This window comes from Klebsiella sp. (genome assembly GCF_027492335.1).
GTDB classification, from domain to species: Bacteria; Pseudomonadota; Gammaproteobacteria; order Enterobacterales; family Enterobacteriaceae; genus Klebsiella; species Klebsiella huaxiensis.
In genome coordinates this window covers 1-18,526 of sequence record NZ_JAPUEW010000033.1, presented here as the reverse complement: position 1 = coordinate 18,526, position 18,526 = coordinate 1, and the positions used below count along the sequence as shown (strand labels likewise).

The following is an 18,526-nucleotide window of genomic DNA, read 5'->3' as shown; positions in this document are numbered from 1 at the left end:
TTGTCCTGACGTTCATCGCCTCGGTGTTAATTTCAATGCTGGCGCTGTCGAATTCGCTGGTGAAAAAGGTGATTACGATTTGATGGTTTCTGATTGTTGGTAACGTGCGTTTTGTGGGATTGCCCGGTGGCGGCTAACGCCTTATCGGGCCTACGGGAAGTGCATAACGTGATGATATTGGTGGTTTTGTAGGTCGGGTAAGGCGTCAGCCGCCACCCGACAAGAAGCCAGCACAATGCCTAAGAACAATACCTGATACAGATTTTCATCTACCTCAGGCCATCCCCCCTCAATAACCTGTCGCCTCATTTAAAAACCGTAGCGCAGCCATGCAAACAGCACGTTGCCGTTATTGTAGGTGCCGGGAATATAGGTGAACTGCACGCTCAGGCGGCGATAGCTGGCGGAAAAGAGCGGCAAAATAATCGGTAGCGGTACGTAGTTGGCGAAGTCTTCTCGGGCGGTAATCCCGGCGGTCACCCCAAGCCCCAGACGAAAATCGCGGCTATTATCCAGATACCAGCCCTTCTCCCAGCCGTAGCCGATTATCGGCTGCCACTCGTTGTGCGAATCCTTAAACATCATTGCGTAGAGCGAACTCCAGTTACCTTCTTCGTTATATCTTGAGACACCAAATCCCCCACCCCACGGCATCTCATTGTAGTTATCGGTTTTCTCTTTATCGTACATAAAACGGGTATGCCAGCTGAGAAACGGCAGATACAGATCGTAATTTTGCGGCTGATTCCAGGTCTGTGAGACATCGTCTTTTAACCAGTTCCACCAGCCGCTGACGCGCTGTTCGCCATAAACCTTTGTTTCAGCCTGTACCGCAAAGGCGAAAATAAACAGAGTTCCCCACACTATCCGCAGACAACGTCGCATTGTTTTATCCTTAAAGAAAGTCGCCCGGTGTTAATTCAGTTTGGGAACAAAAAACAGGCTTTGCAAATATCAGAGGACAAATTTTCTACACCCGGCGGCGCTAATTGCAAGTCCAGTTCGCAACTCTTTTCAGGACAGAGAGAGTCTTCGCGGCGATTTCATTTCCTTCCCGCGGGGACTATGATGGCGCTAATTATCCTTTCTGTCCGCAGTGATTGAGAAATAGATGGACTTCATCAGCATTATTATGTCGGCGGGAAAAACCTCCGTTGACGTGGCGCTTTATACGCTATTGCCAATCATGGTTGTCATGCTCATCGTGATGAAATATCTGGAAGTGCGCGGGGTCCTGGACGTTATCGTTCGCTGGCTCGCCCCGCTGCTTAAGCCGTTCGGCTTAACAGGGATGAGCGCTTTTGCCCTGATTCAGATGAATTTTGTCAGTTTTGCCGCTCCGCTGGCGACCCTCGCTATTATGGATAAACGCGGCGCGTCGGACCGGCAGATGGCTGCCACGCTGGCAATGCTCTTCGCCATGGGACAAGGCAACGTTTTCTACCCGTTAACACCTTTTGGCTTGCACTGGCTGGCCTCTATTGTCATTTCTATCGTCGGCGGACTGTGCGCCGCCGCGGTAACCTGGCATATTACCGGCCGCAAGCTGTCGATTGTTGAAAACGCGCGGGCTGAAGATCTGCCCAATGCCGAGCAGAATAACCAGGGGATCATCGCCGTTATCAATAGCGCCGGTTCCGACGCCATTCGTCTGGCGCTCGGCGCGGTGCCCATGCTGATCCTGTCATTGGCTATCGTCGGGTTTATGCAGGCGGCAGGCCTGATTGAGATGCTCCAGCGCTTGTTGCTGCCGCTGCTACTGTGGCTGAATATTCCGGTTAACTTCGTGCTCCCGGCGCTGGTCAAATGTGTTGCGGGCGGCACGGCCTATTTCGGCGTGGTCTCAGAAATGATTCAGCAGGGTAAAGTGACCGTGAGCCAAATTAATGCCTCCGCAGGCCTGTTAGTACAGACCTTTGATCTCCCCGGCATCGGCATCTTTTTGGGAGTCAGCTCGCGTTTCGTACGCCTGTTCCGCTTCGCCGCCACCGGGGCTATCGCCGGAATTGCCATCCGCACCATTATGCACGTGACGCTATTCTGAAGCCGCAGCCTCCGGACGCAGGCAGGCGGCCACATCGGCCTGCTCGCTACAGGCAATATGATGGTCAATTCTCACCATCATCCACGGGAAAAACGGGTTGGAGGTGACGCGCATTAACGTATCCAACCCGACGCTCAGCGTTAAGGTTTCACCGCGCAGCGAAATAGTACCAATGCTAATCCCGTAGCGATTCTTCTCTGCCGGTTCACGACCATACAGCGAATCGGTCAGCGGGAACGGCACCGCCACGTGCGACAGCGAATACATATCCTGTGGCCAGGCAATATGCAGCGGCGTGACGGTTTCCGTTCGGGTTCCGGCAAGCGTTGTGCGGGCTACCGTTTCGTAGGTGTCGGGAGCGGCATTAGTAATCACCGTAGTGCCGTAGGGGCGCGGCGCGGGCGGCAATAACGTATTCACCGCCGAGTATAACGAGGGCCGGAACAGCGCACGTAAATTCGCCGCCTGGTTAATATCAAAAATCACCAGTTCGCTGCCGTTATCGGGTAAATACCGATAAAGCGAATCCACCACCGCCCGCGTGCTCACCGTTGAGTCCATCACCGACTGAAAAGTTAATACTGGTGCTAATTCCCCCAGCCGCTGACTTTGCGCTTCCTGCACGATTTGCTGTTGCAGCGCCTGTGATAACAGCCACGACTGCCTGGCCGCCTTAACCGGGAACGAATTGTATTTATAGGGATTAAATTCCGGGACGACGTTCAGCCATGCCGCGCGGGCGAAAGCCGGAAATATCGCGGGTAAACCGGCCAGCCCGGCAAAACGGGCAAACGCGGTGACGCCAATCATCGGTGACAGCAGGATTATTTGTTGCGGCCGACGCAGCGATTTATCTTCCAGACTATCAAGAGCATATTTGAGTGCCAGCGCCCCGCCGTTAGAGTAGCCAATCACGTGCAGCGGCACGTCTGGCCCCGCCAGTCGCGTTGCTTCACGCACCGCCAGACGCGTGGTGGCAATCCACTCATCGCGATCGACACCGGTCAACGCGCCTGGTGCGGTACCGTGTCCCGGTAACCTCGGCGCAACGGCGATAAACCCCTGCTGCTGATAGCGTTGCGCCAGATAGTGCACGCTGTAGGGGGAATCCGTCAGGCCGTGGAGCAATACCGCAGCGCCGCGCGGTTTACCCTGCGGCAACAAAATAAAGGAGCGGTTCCAGTCGGGTTGAAACTTATTCGGATAAACCAGGCTTTGGGCGTAAAAACGGTTAATCGCCGTTTTTTCATCGTCGCTCAGCGTGTCGGTAATGTTGCTTTTCATATCGCGGAAAATAGCCTCTTCCCGCGCCTGATATTGGGCAAACGTGGCATGGTCTATCTCGCTGGCAGTCATTTCGTCCGCCGTCCAGGTATGCCAGCGGTGCAGCGCCGGACCGCGTTGGGATTCGTAAATACGGCCAATAAAAAAGACAATCACTACTACCACCAGGCCAATCGCCGCCTTCTTTGCCAAAGAGACCATTGTTAAGCCAGACTTATTCAAAAGCCGGGTAAAACGCACCATTGCCATATTTCTGTCCGAATTATCTCTTTGCACGCCAGGGAGGGGTTATTACGCAGACCGAATCAGATCCTGCGATTCTCTTTTTAAACATAGACTAAACCAAGCGGCTATTCTTATTGCCAGAAGAGGTGCAAACATTAATTATCGCCCAAATGTAACAGCTCAGGGATAAAAAATGGAATGGTGGGTTAAGAAAGTACGCAAGGAGTCGGCGTCAGCGCACACCACAGTGGTCTTACAAAGCGGCCAGTTAATGATTATTGCCGAAATCACTCTCTGCTGCCGCCGTTTGCAGGAAGGTGACAAGCTAACGCCGCTGGCAAACGCGTTGTATTGCATTAATGATGATAAGGCTTTAACGGTAAAAGTGCTCAATGCCACGCACTTTAGCGCTGAACGTTGGGCTAACATCGACAATATTGTCGCGAATTAATTAGCACATACCATTATCAACTGGTTCTAATCTCAGTAGTTTCTTAACTAAACAGGTGAAATTCTCCGACGCATATTCCAGTCTGTGACATACTAAGCAAAATGTCAGCAGAGCAGAAACAAGGAGTAAGTCATGAACCAGCAAGCCGCCAGGCTGACCCCAGAACAGGCGCTTACGCAACTCGAAGCGCTGTATGAAAAATCGGTCACTGCGCTGCGTAAAGCCATCGGCGAATATATCAACCATAATACTCTGCCCGATAATAACGCCCGCGCCGCAGGGTTATTCGTTTACCCGCAGCTGTCGGTTTCATGGGATGGCGCTGAGCATAAAGCCTTAAAAACTCGCGCCTGGGGCCGCTTCACCCATAGCGGTTGCTATACCACCACCATTACCAACCCTAAACTGTTTCGCACCTATCTGCTGGAACAGCTCACCATGCTGTATCAGGACTACGATGCCTGTATCTCCGTCGAGTTATCGCAGCATGAAATTCCCTATCCGTACGTCATCGATGGATCTGAGTTAACGCTCGACCGCTCGATGAGCGCCGGTCTGACCCGCTTTTTCCCGACCACCGAGCTGTCGCAGATTGGCGATGAAACCGCCGATGGCCTGTTCCATTCGACCGAGTACTACCCGCTTTCACACTTCGACGCTCGCCGCGTTGATTTCTCGCTGGCGCGCCTGCGCCACTACACCGGTACGCCGGTTGACCATTTCCAGCCGTATATGCTGTTTACCAACTATACCCGCTATGTCGATGAGTTCGTGCGCTGGGGTTGTAGCCAGATCCTTGACCCCGATAGCCCATACATCGCCCTCTCCTGCGCGGGCGGGATCTGGATAACGGCGGATACGCAAGCCCCGGAAGAGGCGATTTCCGATCTGGCATGGAAAAAGCACCAGATGCCGGCCTGGCACCTGATCACCAAAGACGGACAGGGGATCACGCTGATTAATATTGGTGTAGGCCCGGCGAATGCTAAAAATATCTGCGATCATTTAGCGGTGCTACGCCCGGACGTCTGGCTGATGATTGGCCACTGCGGCGGCCTGCGCGAAAGCCAGACCATTGGCGACTACGTGCTGGCCCACGCCTATCTGCGCGATGACCATGTGCTGGATGCGGTATTACCGCCGGATATCCCTATTCCGAGCATCGCCGAAGTCCAGCGCGCGCTCTACGATGCCACTAAACAGGTCAGCGGGATGCCCGGTGAAGAGGTTAAGCAACGTCTGCGTACCGGAACGGTGGTCACCACTGACGATCGTAACTGGGAGCTGCGCTACTCGGCCTCGGCGCTGCGCTTTAACCTCAGCCGCGCGGTGGCTATTGATATGGAAAGCGCCACCATTGCCGCGCAGGGCTATCGTTTCCGCGTCCCTTACGGCACTCTACTGTGCGTCTCCGATAAACCGCTGCACGGCGAAATTAAGCTACCGGGCCAGGCCAACCGCTTCTATGAAGGGGCGATCTCCGAACATTTACAGATTGGCATTCGGGCGATTGACCTGCTGCGTGCCGAAGGCGACCACATGCATTCACGCAAGCTGAGAACCTTCAACGAACCGCCGTTCCGTTAATTTCATTTCTCCCTGTCCGGCAGCGCCGCGCAGGGAGAATTCTCATCAATAACACATAAGCAAAAAGCCCGCTTAAGTTTCCTTAAGCGGGCTTTTCTAAATTTGGCTCCTCTGACTGGACTCGAACCAGTGACATACGGATTAACAGTCCGCCGTTCTACCGACTGAACTACAGAGGAATCGTGTGAACGGGGCGCATATTATCGATGGCACCCCACCTTGTCAAAGGCTGTTTTCACATTTCAAACTGTTTGCCGAATAATTCTCCACTTTGGACAAAAACTAGCGTTTCACCCACCGCCGGGCGACGTTTCCTCAGCCTGTGTCCCGGTGTCTTCGGCCTGCACCTTACTTCGCGGATATTTCCACAGCCAGCGCCCGCTGACCATCCGGAAATAAAACAGCACGCCGCGCACCGCCCAGTCGAGCACCATTCCCAGCCAGACGCCAATGACCCCCATTCCGAGCACAATCCCCAGCGTGTAGCCCGCCACCACGCGACAGCCCCACATGCCCAGCATCGACACCCACATGGTGTAGCGCACGTCCCGCGCGCCTTTAAAGGCGCACGGCAGCGTCCAGGCCATCGCCCAGATCGGCATAAAGAAGGCGTTTAGCCATAGCAGTTCTTTGACTACGACTTTGACATCGTCTTCGCTGGTATAGAATGAGGCGATCAGGCTGGCAAATGGCGCGGTCCCCCAGGCAATCAGCGTCAGGATTATCGTTGACAACCAAAAGACGTGCCACGCCTGACGCTCTGCCTGCCCTATTTGCCCTTTTCCAAGACGTTTACCGGTAATAATCGTTGATGCCGAACCGAGGGCGTTCCCCGGCAGGTTGATCAATGCCGCCACCGAGAAAGCGATAAAGTTACCGGCAATCACATTTGTTCCCATACCAGCAACGAACATCTGCGTCAGTAATTTGCCGCCATTGAACAAAACGGACTCAATACTGGCGGGAATGCCAATCCCCATCACTTCCCAAATAATGGCGAAGTTAAACGGCTTAAAATAGCTCTTCAGCGAAATCCGCAGGGCCGGGTTAAAACCGATCATTAATACCCAGATGGTTGCCACGGCACCAATATAGCGGGCAATGGTTAGCCCAAGGCCAGCGCCGACAAATCCCAGACCTGGCCAGGAAAAAATACCGTAAATCAGGATACTACTGATGATGATATTGAGAATATTCATCCCACCGTTAATTATCAGCGGAATTTTGGTTGTCCCTGCTCCGCGCAGCGCGCCGCTGCCGATAAGGGCAATTGCCGCCGCCGGGTAGCTCAACACCGTCAGCTCAAGATAGGTCAGAGCCAGACCTTTTACCTGTTCTGTGGCATCCCCAGCGACAACATTAATAATCTGCTCACCAAAGGCGTGTATCACCACCGCCAGAACGATGGAAAACAGCGTCATGATCGCAAGCGACTGTCGCGCGGCTGCTCTTGCTCGTTTCCGGTCACGTTTGCCCAGACTAAACGCCACCACCACCGTCGTCCCCAGGTCGATCGCCGCAAAGAATGAGAGGATCACCATATTGAAGCTATCAGCCAGGCCCACGCCTGCCATCGCTTCTTTACCCAGCCAACTGACCAAAAAGGTACTCAGTACGCCCATCAGCAAAACGCAGGCGTTTTCCAGCAGAATTGGTACCGCAAGAGGGCTGATTTCACGCCAGTAAAGGACGCGATAGCTCTTGCGTTTTTTGAACCAGGACGTACGTTCGACAGCCTGGCGTAATGCGGAGGTGACGTTCAAGGGAGACCTTAGTGAGAAAAGTTGAAACTACATTTCAAATGATGATAGAGAAAAGCTAATCCTGCAAAGCATTTTTCCCGATGAATTGTCGGTAATTACGACAAATTGTTGATGGATACGCCAGTTGAAAGGCGGATGGCGAATTGATGTTTGACAAAAGTTTTTTCGCCGCTAAGATACGACTCCACAACGATTCCTCTGTAGTTCAGTCGGTAGAACGGCGGACTGTTAATCCGTATGTCACTGGTTCGAGTCCAGTCAGAGGAGCCATACATAGAAAAGCCTGCTTTCGAGCAGGCTTTTTGCTTTCAGGAATGTACCGATTTTTCCGGCAAAACCCTGGGTAATTTCCTTAACACCGTAAAGATAGACCGAGTTCATTTTACCCTATCAACAACGCGATGTTTTCACCGACCCGCGTTTTCACGCGCTATCTTCAGAAATGCCTGCACGGCGCCATTGTTCTCCTTCCGCCTGCTGATAAGCATCAGATTAGCTGACAGTTCCGGCGCATCCAACGGGCGATACACTAATCCCGGTATACCCACATGCTTCAGCGGATCGGGCACCAGCGCCAGTCCCTGCCCGGCTGCGGCGAGAGCGAGCACGCTAAGAGTGCTCGCGGTGCAATGGGCAATACGCGGGACGTGACCCATAATCGTAGTGAGCGCCGTATAAAGCGGCTCATCAGCACCATGGGTGTCATAGAAAATGAGCGGTTCCTCAACCAGCATCGCTATCGTCAGAGACACCTGGCTGGCCAATGGATGATCATCGGCCATCGCGACCTGGCGGTGCCAGAGACCAACCTCTTCAGCCATTAGCGCTGAATCATGGATCTTGCTGTGATCGGGGGCATAACCAACGTCAAGCTGACCCGCCAGGATAGCATCGGCTTGCAACAGAGGCGCGACTTCACTCACCACCAACTCTGCATCGGGGTAAGTTCTGCGAAAAGCGCGCAGATCGTTGGTTAATCTGCCACTAAATACAGCATTACCAGCAAAGCCAACGCGCACATGACCGGTTTCACCGCGTATCGATCGCTGTACGGTTAGCCGTGTGTGTTCTGCCTGCTCCAGGGTCCGCCGTGCTTCGGTCTGCAATAGCAGCCCAGCTTCGGTCAGCTCGACTTTGCGACTGGTGCGCACAAACAGCGGGCCGCCCAGTTCCTCTTCCAGCGCCTTGATTTGCATACTTAGCGCAGGCTGGACGATATGCAGGCGTTGGGCGGCGCGGCCAAAGTGGCCTTCTTCGGCAACGGCCAGAAAGTAGCGCAGGTGGCGTAGGTCCATGCGTCAGCCCCATCATCAAATAAAATGATTAATCAGTCATATCTATCTATTTGAGTTTATCGCTATTCACGACGAAACTGAAATCCGTCAACTAACCGGAGTACATGTTATGCACAATCTCCTGAACGATCGCCTGCAAATTACCGACCTTCTCACCGGCTGGATGCATCGCGATCTGGGTGAGTGGGACCAACTGCGCAATCTGTTTCATCCGGACGGCACCATCGAAATCACCTGGTTTGAGGGGCTCGCCAGCGATTTTGTTGACGGCTCAATGCGGATGGGAGCGTCGGATGTGCGCACCAAACACTTGATCGGTACGCCGGTGGTGACCTTCAATGCCGAGGCGACAAGGGCGATTGTTGAAACCAACGCAATGATTATCGGCGAAAACGTCAAGTTGAATCTGGGTTGCATTGGTCATAACCGCTTCTATGATATGGCGGAAAAGCGCGATGGCGCATGGAAACTGTTTCACCGCCAGAGTATTTACGATATGGCCAGCTTCACTTTTCCGCTCGGCGTTGTCCCGGTTGACCAAAGTGCGGTGGAAAAATATCCGCGCGAATACGCAGCGCTGGCTTACCTGCTGGAAAAAAGCGGCTTTCCAGTTCAGCGCGTATTTGCCACACGCGGTAGTATTCTCGAACAACAAATGAAAGCTGACGGGAAACGCTGGCTGTCCGGGCAGCCGATCTGATCGGTCGCCAACATCCCCTCATTAATATCAGCAACGCAAAGGAAATGTATGCAACCCAATAAGCCAATCGGAAAATATCTGGCAATCCTGCTCGCCGCCCTACTGCTACCCACCGCAACTTCGGCCGCGCAAACCCTGGCCTACAGCGACCATGAACCGCTGGGAGGAATGCGCACCCGCTTTATCAATGATGTGCTCTTCCCCGCCATTGAGAAGGAATCTGACGGGCGACTGAAAATAGAGGCGCACTGGGGAGGTGAACTCAGTAACGGATACGATGCGTTACGCAACGTCGGCAAAGAAAGGAAGTCGGATATGGCGATTGTCGTGCCCGAATATGCCTCCGACGCGCTGCCGCTCAACCAGATCTTCAAAAGCTTTCCCGTCGGCCCTGCCGGTGAGCAACAGGTTGCCTTCTTCCGCCGCGTTTACGCTGATATCCCGGCATTCCCGGCAGAGCTTGAGAAAAACAACGTGGTAAGCATTTTTCTCGCTACCGGTTACCCACTGTCCTTTTTCAGTGCTAAGCCAATGGCGACGCTGAACGATATCAAAGGGGGGACATGGCGCTCTGCCAGCTTCTGGCAGCGGGACTTTTTGCAAAGCGCCGGGGCTAAACCGGTGACCATGCCCTGGGGTGAAGAAACCTACAATGCGCTGAAAAGCGGCGCTATCGACGGCATGATGCTGAACGTAGACAGCGGCTACGATCTAAAAGCGTACCAGTTCGCGCCCAACGTGCTGATCTCCAAAGATCTGTGGCTGGGGCATCTCTATATTTTGACGATGAACAAACAGACCTGGAACACGCTTTCCTCTGAAGATCGGGCCGCCATTGAGCGTGCTGCACAAAAGACTTATCAGTCACTAGGGTCAGTGATGGACAGCAGTTTTAACACCCAGATAGAGGATCTACGCAAAGCCGGCGCAACGGTGCGCGTTCTGCAACCGCAAGAGGTCGCACAATGGGAAACCGCTACCCACTACCAGTCAGGGCAAGATAAGTGGGTAAAAGAGCAGGAAGCGAAAGGCGTCAAAGATGCAGGAACGGTGATGGAGCAGGTCAACGCCATCATGGATGAAACGATGCCGAAAAAAGCGCCTTGATACTGGCAGGCCCCCTTCATCAATACCAAGGGGGCCTGCGAATCCAACTCACGCATCTATTCCAGGTTGGCGTGACGTCCGAACATCGTATCGCTTGTCTGATGTACACGAAGCATTAACGTCATAATCATCGCGTCATAGACCACAAGGGATAACTGTTCAAAGCCTGAGCCCATCGGTTGAATGCTTGCGCGCTGCGGCTCACCTGCCAGGACTTTCGGCGAAGCGCCAGGCAGCACGCAAACCGCATCGGCCAGATTTGCAATAGTTGACCCCGGAGCCATAGTAATAAGCGCAACGTTGAGGTGATTGCTTTTCGCTTTTTGCGACATCGCAACCAGGCTCTGCGTTTCGCCTGAGCCCGAACCAATAATTAACAGGTCCCCTTCCTTCGCAAAGGTGGTGGTCACATCGCCAATAACCTGAACATCAAAACCCAGATGCATCAGACGATTGGCGAATGCGCGGATGACCAACCCGGAACGACCTGCGCCCGCGAGGAAAATACGCCTGGCCGCCACGATTTCATCCAGAAATGAGTTAAACCCTTCGGCTTTAATCAAATCAGCATTACGCGTTAGCTCACCAAGAATCTCCTTTACGTTCTTGATTACGTCGCTCATTGCGCAGCCTCCTTTAAAGCCCCGGCAATCAACCGTGCCTCTCGCTCGGGATCCTGAGCATTGAGGATACCGCTGCCAACAATCACGATATCCGGGCGAAATGCCAGGTAACTTTTAATGGTTTTACTGATGATGCCGCCAGCAACGGCAATTTGTGTTTTTTTAACATGACGACGCAGTTCCGCCAGATCCTGTAAAGGCGTCCGACCGCTTGCCTGCTGATCGGCCCCGGTGTGTACAGCGATAACATCCACGCCTAGCGCTTCCAGCGTCGGGACACGGGAAGCAAAGTCAGTCACACAAATCATATCGACCAGTACTTTCTTACCCTGTTTTTTAGCTTGGTCTACACAGCCCTTAATAGTCAGATCGTCCGTAACGGCCAAAACGGTGACGTAATCTGCACCAACATCATAAGCCAGCTTTGCCTCATAACCACCAGCATCCATAATTTTGGCATCGCACAGTACTTCTTTATCAGGAAATGTATTTTTTAACTGTTTTACGGCTTCACGCCCGGCATCAATAAGAAACGGCGTCCCTACTTCAATAATATCGATATATTTTTCTAATGTTTTCACTGTGGATAATGCCTGAGCAAGATTCAGCTCATCAATAGCGAGTTGTAGTTTCATGGAGATATTCCTTTGATATATTATTCGTTTTCATAGCTGGCAATAAAGCAATCCATTCCCCCCTGAAAAAAGAGATCGCCAAAGCTATCGGGAACAAGAATTGTTTCGCCTTTTTTAATCTCTATACCATTAATATAGCCATCACCTTCAACTACGGTAATAAACGAAAAACGAGGCTGTGAATAGTGACCTTCGGTTACGGTTTTCAGGCGAGTTAATGTGTACAGACCCGATTCATTCCAGTAGCGGGTTAATATACAACCGGCCTCCTCAGTACTATCAAACCACTGAAAGTTTTTGCTAGCGTCTGGTACAACCACATTATCGATAACCTTATTAATATGTAATTCACGTTCATGTCCCGTGGTGGGATCGATGCGATGGTAGTCAAATAAGCGATAGGTCAGGTCTGCATTGCGCGAAATATTATAAGTCAGAACATCTTTGCCAATAGCGTGCAGCGTCCCGGCAGGAATATCCAGGTACCAGTCTTTTTGGGCTGGGATATAACGAACCAGCTTATCAAACGCGTTGCTTTCGCTAAGCTGCTTAAACTCTTCCCGCGATTTGGCATAATGCCCAAAGGCGATACGACCATCAGCAGGCGTATCCAGAATGACCCACGCCTCCGGCTTACCGCGAGAACTATCGTGCCGCAACGCGTAGGCATCGTCCGGGTGAAGTTGCACGGACAGATCGTCCAGCGGATCGAGAATATTGACGCGAATCGGAAGCTGGGCAGTATCACAATTAAACCATTCTGGTTTTTCTCTATATAGCTGTGAAAGCGTTTTGCCCGTGCCGCTCACCAGACAGTCAGCCTGACCCGGCAAAGCCACGACATTATAGACTTCGCCAACGGGGGTTATCTCTGTTTTATAGCCATAACGTTCTTTCAATCTCTCTCCGCCCCATATACGCGGCTCGAAGAAAGGCTCAACTTTTAAAAGTTGCTTTTCCATATATCACCTCATATTGCTATTTTATGGATGTAACATTTTCAGGGTTTCAGGAAATAATATTTTCTCTTCCTTTTTAAGTGGACGCTCAATGATAAAAGAGTCAAAGGCGCTGAAGGATGAATACATATACATCCCGGCCTGTTGAAATTTACTACTGTCAGCCATCAGTACCGACATTTTCGCACAGGACATAGCCGTTTCTTTAATATCCAGCTCGCGAAACGATCGTATCGACGGTCCCTCGCGGTGAAAACCATCGCAAGCCATAAAGGCAATATCAACTTTAACCTGCTGAAGCGCTCTTCGCGCCCAACTGCCGACATAAGAATAACTTGCCTGGCGCAATTCCCCTCCGGTAACCAAAAGTTGATTACGGGTATTTTGCAGAATCTGCGCAGCAATCATTGAATTGGTCACAATCGTCAGGTCGTTGCGTAAATTCAGCTGTTTCGCCAGCTGCGCGACGGTAGTGCCTGAATCAAGAAAGACCACTCCGCGTTCAGGAATAAGACCCGCAGCCAGCAAAGCTATTTGTGTTTTCGCCTCAATATCCTTCCCTTCCTTTACGGTATAAGGATTTTCAAGATAGGAACTGGAAGGCGTCACAAATCCGTGCCCCTTTTCAAGGATTTTCATTTCCTGAAGCCAGGCAATATCTTTACGGACAGTTTCCGTCGTGACGCCCAGCATTTCGGCTAAATCATTCACTTTGACATGACCATGAGAAACAACATGGTTGATAATCCGATTCTTACGATCATGATCAATTGGCCTGGCCATAAAACATCCGCGATAAAACAAACAATAACAAAATTATTAATCTTTGATTCACGGTCAGTCAAGGCATTGTTAGTTTGGTTTTATACGCATAAATTAAAAAAACCATTAAATATCAAAATAATATAACTTTGTTTTAAGTTGGTTTTATTTTGTTTTTAAAATAAGACGATAAAATACAAGCGGATGAAATTTATAGGAGATTAAGATTTTATTTTCCTGAATTGCAGGTTTCGCCCAAAAAACGATGAGCTTTATTCAGCGGGAGGGAATATTGCGGTTTAGGGGCAGTCGTGTTCGGTAAATCTCCTGACAGCCAACAGCGCCCAACAACAAAGGGCGCTTTCTTTGGATTATTGACTCAGTTCAGTTTCAGGGAAAGGTTAAAAGTGACTACCGGTGTGGGTAGAAGGCGTCGCGATCTCCACCGGCATACCAGAACGACGCTCAAGCGCCTGCTCCGCGCGATTCATATCAACACCCTCACCTTTCACAAAAGCCTGAATGGCGGTCGTCGTCGGTAGCGGAACCTTCCTATCGGATTCATATTCCGCGCGATTACGCGACAATGGCTCATGGACTTCAACCCAACGGCTACCATCTGGCTCGGTGGTGTATTTCACCGGCTGATCGATTATTTGCACACGGGTCCCCACCGGCACGGTGTCAAACAGGTATTTAATATCATCGTTACGCAGGCGGATGCAGCCCTGACTCACGCGCAGGCCAATACCAAAATTGGCATTGGTGCCGTGAATGGCATAGAGCCTGCCGATATAAATTGCGTACAACCCCATCGGGTTATCCGGACCGGCCGGAACAAACGCGGGCAAACTCTCTCCTCGACTGGCGTATTCACGGCGGGTATTGGCAGTCGGCGTCCATGACGGCGCTTCCTGCTTGCGTTCAACCGTGGTCACCCAGTTGCGCGGCGTTTCTCGCCCTGCCTGGCCAATGCCAATCGGCAGAATCTCGACCGTTGCGCCATCGGGCGGGTAGTAATAGAGGCGCATTTCAGCAACGTTGATCACGATGCCGTTGCGTACCGTGGCGGGCAGAATAACCTGCTGCGGAATCACCAGCGTGGAACCCGATTTAGGCAGGAACACATCGACGCCAGGGTTGGCCTCAAGCATGTTGCTCAGGCCCTGACCGTACTGAGCGGCAAACGCCTCCAGCGGCTGGGTATTGCTTTGCGGAACAGTGATGGTCAGCGGGCTGCCCACCAGACGGCTTCCTTCCGGCGGTAACGGGTAGCTCACCGCCAGAGCGCTCTGGCTGGTGAGGATCATAATAAGAGAACAAAGCAGTTTCATACGCCGCACAATTTCCCTTCCTCTGTGGCGACAATCGTGAATGAATTATAGCTTTGTTTACTACCTCATACCCTGATTATCAGCCTGCTAAATTTGATAATCGATCGCCGCCTCTTCCGGTTCCATCGCCTGGCGTTTAATTTCATCCAGAGACAGACCCGCATTGCACAGCTCGATAAAGCGCCAAACGTAGTTACGCTGCAGCTGCCCGCGCTTGAGCCCAAGCCAGACAGTATTGGCATCGAACAGATGACGGGTATCCAGACGGGTAAAGGTGTCAGACTCGCGGACGTCTCCCGACTGTTCCGCAACCAGCCCCACTCCGAGGCCAAGCTCGACGTAGGTTTTAATCACATCGGAGTCCTGAGCGCTTAATACGATATCCGGCATCAGCCCTTTACGGTTAAAGGCTTCATCAATACGCGAACGCCCGGTAATCCCCTGGCGGTAGGTGATCAGCGGCCAGCGAGAAATAGCTTCCAGCGTTAAGGGAGTAGCCTGAGTTAGCGGGTGATCTTTTGGCACCAACAGGCTGTGGTGCCAGCGGAACCAGGGGAAAGCCACCAGTGTCGGATCGTTACTCAAGCGCTCGCTGGCGATACCGATATCAGCACCGCCGTTGTGCAGCAGCGTCTCAATTTCCTGCGGTGTCCCCTGAACCAGCTCAAGACGCACGTCAGAAAAGAGTTCACGAAAAGCTTTAATCACCGGCGGCAAGCTATAGCGCGCTTGGGTATGCGTCGTCGCGATGGTTAAGACGCCGGACGCATCGTTGGTAAACAGGTCAGCCAGACGACGGACGTTGCTGGCTTCGTTGAGAATACGCTCAGCAATTGATAGCAGCGCTTTACCCGGTTCTGTCATCCCCAGAAGACGTTTACCGCGGCGGATGAAGATCTCGATTCCCAGCTCTTCTTCCAGTTCACGAATATGACGGCTGACGCCCGATTGCGATGTATAGAGCATATTGGCGACCTCCGTCAGGTTGTAATCCTGACGGGCCGCTTCACGAATAATTTTAAGTTGCTGGAAATTCACCCTTTCCTCCGGGCTATCAGACATAACATATGCTCTATTGTTAAAGTCTGTTGTCCTTGCTAACAAATAATAAAAACCAGCAACTTATTCCTTTAAGGAATATACCCGTCATACTTCAAGTTGCTTATGTGTTGGCTGCGCTCGCTCACCCCGGTCACATAGTTATCTATGCTCCCGGGAACTCACTCTCTTGCCGCCTTTAAGCAACTCAAATTATTTAGGGTATAGACTAACTCACTAACAGCAATTCACGGTTTTCAAGCGACGGACGGCTCACAAGCGACATCAAAATCTCCTTCACGGCCTGTGCCTGTGGCGACAAACTGCCACGCGCTGACATATTCAATGAGAGTGAGAGACTCATTGACGGCGTACTGATCCGCGCCATCCAGCCATTAGCCGCACCACACAGCGAACGCGCAGCAGACTCCGGCAATACGGTCACACCCATTCCGCTGGCAATCGCCGCCGTTAAGGTTGTGATTGATTCAATTTCACCAATAATTTTTGCTGAGAGACGACGTAGAGTGAAAGCCTCAGTGACCCGCGCACGCACAGCGCTGTAGTCGCGCGGCAGGAACAGATTCATCTCTGCGACGGCGGTCAGATCGATACTCTGACCCGGGCAGTCTCGGGTGCCGACCAGGTAAAGATCTTCTTTCAACAACGGCTGGCTGATGATCCCGGCGACCGGAGAACGTTCGTAGAGCACCGCCATATCCAGTTGCCCTTCAATCAGCTTGTCATTGAGGATAGTGCCGCTGCTTTCCTGCAAATAGACTATCACTTCCGGAAGTTCATTACGCACCGTCTGCAACAGAGGCATGGTAATAGCTGAAGCCGCCGTTCCCGGAGCGAGGCCAATTGACACCTGACCGCTCAGGGTCTGCCCGACATTGTTGACCGCAAGTTGAGCCTGTTCACACTGACGTAGAATGGTACGGGCATGAGTATAGAGGATCTTGCCCGCTTCGGTCGGTGTGACGCCACGCTTGGTACGGATCAACAGTTGCTGATCCAGTTCGCCTTCCAGGGTCGCAACCTGCTGACTCAACGCCGGTTGTGCGATGTGCAAGACTTCAGCGGCCTGGGTCAGACTGCCGATATCGACGATTTTTACAAAATACTTCAGTCGTCTTAAGTTCATTTTGCCTCCTGTAAGGAACACCAGTGCCAACGCTGGCTGTTTAGATACAGAAGGTTTTGCAATTTGCTTGCCAGTTTTTTATACCCGGCGCAAACGCCGCTGTGAGCCGCGTAATAAGGGATACTGATAGCAAGCCACGATTCTGTTGCCCGGTAAGCGGATTGCGATATGCCCCATTAGGGGTATAAATGCACTACGACAGTGCAGATTGACGCGCGAAGAGGCAAAAATGGGCTGAATGCTGAAATAGTCAGCAAACGAACGGACTTTGGCGATTCAGGCTTTGACAAGGTGGGTGGTCACCGTTATTATGCGCCCCGTTCACACGATTCCTCTGTAGTTCAGTCGGTAGAACGGCGGACTGTTAATCCGTATGTCACTGGTTCGAGTCCAGTCAGAGGAGCCAAATTTAAAAAGCCTGCTTAGGAAACTAAGCAGGCTTTTTGCTTTCTGACTCCTCCACATCATCGATGACGACAACCTCACAGTCTCCATAGTACGTTCCCTAGTACCAGGAGAGGAATATAAGTCAAATATATCAATTAGATACACATATAAACGAAGGTGAATACAGGCTTTGGACGATATAGGCGTTTTTCATCTTTTGAATCTTGATATAGCGTCCGGAATCCGGAGCGGGACTAAAAAACACCCTTTGCATCATGCCCTCGAGCATATTGTCGGCATCCCTCTTCGAGACGGTGGTATTGGTCAGGTGGTAAATGTTATTTTCTTTCTTTTCATAATTGAAATGGTACGATCTCTGAACGTTGTACCTCACGTCATCGACCACCACCTTTCCGGACACATCAAAATACCCGGAGTTGTTTCCCCTCATAAGCAAGAAAGTTTTAAAGTTTGCGTCAAAACCAGATGCGCCGGATTCAATCCTCAGGTTAGCCGAGCAATCAAAATCACTTTTGTGATGAAAGAAATACATTAGCCAACCAAAAACAACAGCAATAAACAAAGCAAAAGATAATATATAAATGTTTCTTTTATTAAGTTTACTTTGTAATTTCATAATCTGGCCTATAGTAGTTCTCACATGAATAAAAATATTTCTTCTTTGCGTTCGAGTATAAGCAGTGGGCCAAAAACCCTCTTCCCTCATAACCTTTTAATACCGACTCAGAGACACTAAAGTAGAAAACACCGTTGCCTGAGCAATGCATTCCCTGCTTTGCGACAAGCTGCTGGGCCAGATCCATCATTTTCTGCTTTTGTTCACCCGGTATAGCGCTAAAACTTCTGACCGGGCAAGAATCAATATCCCCGAGGTAATAGACCTCGTCCTGATCTGCCGAAAAAAATTGGCGATAAAAATCACTTTTAACGCTTAAGAGAAGGAGAACCAAAGTGCATAGCGCAAGAAACGCGTAACTAGCGTTTTTCACTACGCCCTTAGAAGATTTAAATTTTCCCTTATCTTCGCTGCTGTTGCCGAGTAAATCATCGTTCCCAGTATTACTTTCGCTGCCCACTGCGGGAGTCGAATTATCGACTATTTCGATAAGAATGCTTTCAGATACCCTGAACCCAATTTTGGGCACGGTAACAATAACCTCTTCA

General features: G+C 51.4%; 19 protein-coding genes and 3 tRNA genes. 7 read left to right on the top strand and 15 right to left on the bottom strand.

From position 1 onward, the window contains the following. Nucleotides 1-309 precede the first annotated feature (309 nt). Nucleotides 310-885, bottom strand: a complete 576-nt coding sequence (gene pagP, locus QVF11_RS09930) for a lipid IV(A) palmitoyltransferase PagP (RefSeq protein WP_287856643.1) — start codon at nt 883-885, stop codon at nt 310-312. 226 nt (nt 886-1,111) lie between these two features. Here pagP and QVF11_RS09925 point away from each other — a divergent pair, with 226 nt between their 5' ends. Further along, complete coding sequence (locus QVF11_RS09925) at nt 1,112-2,044, top strand: nucleoside recognition domain-containing protein (protein WP_112217298.1); 933 nt, start codon at nt 1,112-1,114, stop codon at nt 2,042-2,044. Here the strand turns inward: QVF11_RS09925 and QVF11_RS09920 are convergent. Next, entirely contained in the window at nt 2,036-3,571 is a 1,536-nt protein-coding gene (locus QVF11_RS09920; protein ID WP_287856646.1) for an alpha/beta hydrolase, read from the bottom strand. The two genes, QVF11_RS09925 and QVF11_RS09920, sit on opposite strands and share 9 nt — an antisense overlap. A gap of 175 nt (nt 3,572-3,746) precedes the next feature. On the opposite strand from QVF11_RS09920, the gene QVF11_RS09915 reads away from it, so the two are divergent. Then, nucleotides 3,747-4,004 (top strand): histidine kinase, encoded by a 258-nt coding sequence (locus QVF11_RS09915; protein WP_287856641.1) that lies wholly within the window; start codon nt 3,747-3,749, stop codon nt 4,002-4,004. A 132-nt stretch (nt 4,005-4,136) separates the two neighbouring features. After that, nucleotides 4,137-5,591, top strand: a complete 1,455-nt coding sequence (locus QVF11_RS09910) for an AMP nucleosidase (protein ID WP_142512872.1) — start codon at nt 4,137-4,139, stop codon at nt 5,589-5,591. Between the two features lie 103 nt (nt 5,592-5,694). On the opposite strand, the gene QVF11_RS09905 is transcribed toward QVF11_RS09910, so the two are convergent. The 3 genes from QVF11_RS09905 to QVF11_RS28690 all read right to left on the bottom strand — a co-directional run bounded on the left by QVF11_RS09905 (nt 5,695) and on the right by QVF11_RS28690 (nt 7,542). After that, nucleotides 5,695-5,770 (bottom strand) — tRNA-Asn (locus QVF11_RS09905). Nucleotides 5,771-5,881: 111 nt separating this feature from the next. Next, the gene (locus QVF11_RS09900) at nt 5,882-7,354 is read right to left on the bottom strand and encodes an EmmdR/YeeO family multidrug/toxin efflux MATE transporter (RefSeq protein WP_112217370.1); all 1,473 of its coding nucleotides are present in this window, start codon (nt 7,352-7,354) and stop codon (nt 5,882-5,884) included. Nucleotides 7,355-7,449: 95 nt separating this feature from the next. After that, on the bottom strand, nt 7,450-7,542 hold the full coding sequence (locus QVF11_RS28690) for a DUF5951 family protein (protein ID WP_220138898.1): 93 nt from the start codon (nt 7,540-7,542) through the stop codon (nt 7,450-7,452). A 6-nt stretch (nt 7,543-7,548) separates the two neighbouring features. Here QVF11_RS28690 and QVF11_RS09895 point away from each other — a divergent pair. Continuing rightward, nucleotides 7,549-7,624: transfer RNA gene (locus QVF11_RS09895), tRNA-Asn, on the top strand. Nucleotides 7,625-7,761: 137 nt separating this feature from the next. On the opposite strand, the gene QVF11_RS09890 is transcribed toward QVF11_RS09895, so the two are convergent. Next, nucleotides 7,762-8,649 carry a LysR substrate-binding domain-containing protein gene (locus QVF11_RS09890; protein WP_287856637.1) on the bottom strand — a complete coding sequence of 296 codons (888 nt, stop codon included), beginning with the start codon at nt 8,647-8,649 and terminating at the stop codon, nt 7,762-7,764. A 109-nt stretch (nt 8,650-8,758) separates the two neighbouring features. On the opposite strand from QVF11_RS09890, the gene QVF11_RS09885 reads away from it, so the two are divergent. Then, nucleotides 8,759-9,349 carry a nuclear transport factor 2 family protein gene (locus QVF11_RS09885; protein ID WP_287856635.1) on the top strand — a complete coding sequence of 197 codons (591 nt, stop codon included), beginning with the start codon at nt 8,759-8,761 and terminating at the stop codon, nt 9,347-9,349. Between the two features lie 48 nt (nt 9,350-9,397). Beyond that, entirely contained in the window at nt 9,398-10,456 is a 1,059-nt protein-coding gene (dctP, locus tag QVF11_RS09880; protein WP_287856633.1) for a TRAP transporter substrate-binding protein DctP, read from the top strand. A gap of 56 nt (nt 10,457-10,512) precedes the next feature. Here the strand turns inward: dctP and hxlB are convergent, their stop codons facing one another. From hxlB to nac, 7 genes are all read right to left on the bottom strand, one after another. Beyond that, entirely contained in the window at nt 10,513-11,079 is a 567-nt protein-coding gene (hxlB, locus tag QVF11_RS09875; RefSeq protein WP_287856631.1) for a 6-phospho-3-hexuloisomerase, read from the bottom strand. Further along, a complete protein-coding gene (gene hxlA, locus QVF11_RS09870) occupies nt 11,076-11,714 on the bottom strand; it encodes a 3-hexulose-6-phosphate synthase (RefSeq protein WP_287856629.1) in 639 nt (212 codons plus the stop codon). The genes hxlB and hxlA overlap by 4 nt, the downstream gene beginning before the upstream one ends. 20 nt (nt 11,715-11,734) lie before the next feature. Then, nucleotides 11,735-12,676 (bottom strand): class I mannose-6-phosphate isomerase, encoded by a 942-nt coding sequence (locus QVF11_RS09865; RefSeq protein ID WP_287856627.1) that lies wholly within the window; start codon nt 12,674-12,676, stop codon nt 11,735-11,737. 21 nt (nt 12,677-12,697) lie between these two features. After that, on the bottom strand, nt 12,698-13,456 hold the full coding sequence (locus tag QVF11_RS09860; RefSeq protein ID WP_287856625.1) for a DeoR/GlpR family DNA-binding transcription regulator: 759 nt from the start codon (nt 13,454-13,456) through the stop codon (nt 12,698-12,700). A gap of 380 nt (nt 13,457-13,836) precedes the next feature. Then, nucleotides 13,837-14,769 (bottom strand): L,D-transpeptidase, encoded by a 933-nt coding sequence (ldtA, locus tag QVF11_RS09855; RefSeq protein WP_414458311.1) that lies wholly within the window; start codon nt 14,767-14,769, stop codon nt 13,837-13,839. Nucleotides 14,770-14,856: 87 nt separating this feature from the next. Then, on the bottom strand, nt 14,857-15,807 hold the full coding sequence (gene cbl / locus QVF11_RS09850) for an HTH-type transcriptional regulator Cbl (protein ID WP_112216946.1): 951 nt from the start codon (nt 15,805-15,807) through the stop codon (nt 14,857-14,859). A gap of 229 nt (nt 15,808-16,036) precedes the next feature. After that, nucleotides 16,037-16,954, bottom strand: a complete 918-nt coding sequence (gene nac / locus QVF11_RS09845; RefSeq protein WP_287856623.1) for a nitrogen assimilation transcriptional regulator NAC — start codon at nt 16,952-16,954, stop codon at nt 16,037-16,039. A 330-nt stretch (nt 16,955-17,284) separates the two neighbouring features. Here nac and QVF11_RS09840 point away from each other — a divergent pair. Then, nucleotides 17,285-17,360 (top strand) — tRNA-Asn (locus tag QVF11_RS09840). 132 nt (nt 17,361-17,492) lie between these two features. On the opposite strand, the gene QVF11_RS09835 is transcribed toward QVF11_RS09840, so the two are convergent. After that, nucleotides 17,493-17,978: a FidL-like protein gene (locus tag QVF11_RS09835; protein ID WP_112216567.1), complete on the bottom strand. Its 486-nt coding sequence runs from the start codon at nt 17,976-17,978 to the stop codon at nt 17,493-17,495. Then, nucleotides 17,962-18,526: transcriptional regulator (locus tag QVF11_RS09830; RefSeq protein WP_287856621.1), on the bottom strand; the 565-nt coding region annotated here is incomplete at its 5' end. The genes QVF11_RS09830 and QVF11_RS09835, both read right to left, overlap by 17 nt.

Bases quoted from the DNA above. Each gene is read 5' to 3' on its own strand.
- pagP (WP_287856643.1), bottom strand. From the start codon at position 885: ATGCGACGTTGTCTGCGGATAGTGTGGGGAACTCTGTTTATTTTCGCC.
- QVF11_RS09925 (WP_112217298.1), top strand. From the start codon at position 1,112: ATGGACTTCATCAGCATTATTATGTCGGCGGGAAAAACCTCCGTTGAC.
- QVF11_RS09920 (WP_287856646.1), bottom strand. From the start codon at position 3,571: ATGGTGCGTTTTACCCGGCTTTTGAATAAGTCTGGCTTAACAATGGTC.
- QVF11_RS09915 (WP_287856641.1), top strand. From the start codon at position 3,747: ATGGAATGGTGGGTTAAGAAAGTACGCAAGGAGTCGGCGTCAGCGCAC.
- QVF11_RS09910 (WP_142512872.1), top strand. From the start codon at position 4,137: ATGAACCAGCAAGCCGCCAGGCTGACCCCAGAACAGGCGCTTACGCAA.
- QVF11_RS09890 (WP_287856637.1), bottom strand. From the start codon at position 8,649: ATGGACCTACGCCACCTGCGCTACTTTCTGGCCGTTGCCGAAGAAGGC.
- QVF11_RS09885 (WP_287856635.1), top strand. From the start codon at position 8,759: ATGCACAATCTCCTGAACGATCGCCTGCAAATTACCGACCTTCTCACC.
- dctP (WP_287856633.1), top strand. From the start codon at position 9,398: ATGCAACCCAATAAGCCAATCGGAAAATATCTGGCAATCCTGCTCGCC.
- hxlB (WP_287856631.1), bottom strand. From the start codon at position 11,079: ATGAGCGACGTAATCAAGAACGTAAAGGAGATTCTTGGTGAGCTAACG.
- hxlA (WP_287856629.1), bottom strand. From the start codon at position 11,714: ATGAAACTACAACTCGCTATTGATGAGCTGAATCTTGCTCAGGCATTA.
- QVF11_RS09865 (WP_287856627.1), bottom strand. From the start codon at position 12,676: ATGGAAAAGCAACTTTTAAAAGTTGAGCCTTTCTTCGAGCCGCGTATA.
- QVF11_RS09860 (WP_287856625.1), bottom strand. From the start codon at position 13,456: ATGGCCAGGCCAATTGATCATGATCGTAAGAATCGGATTATCAACCAT.
- ldtA (WP_414458311.1), bottom strand. From the start codon at position 14,769: ATGAAACTGCTTTGTTCTCTTATTATGATCCTCACCAGCCAGAGCGCT.
- nac (WP_287856623.1), bottom strand. From the start codon at position 16,954: ATGAACTTAAGACGACTGAAGTATTTTGTAAAAATCGTCGATATCGGC.
- QVF11_RS09835 (WP_112216567.1), bottom strand. From the start codon at position 17,978: ATGAAATTACAAAGTAAACTTAATAAAAGAAACATTTATATATTATCT.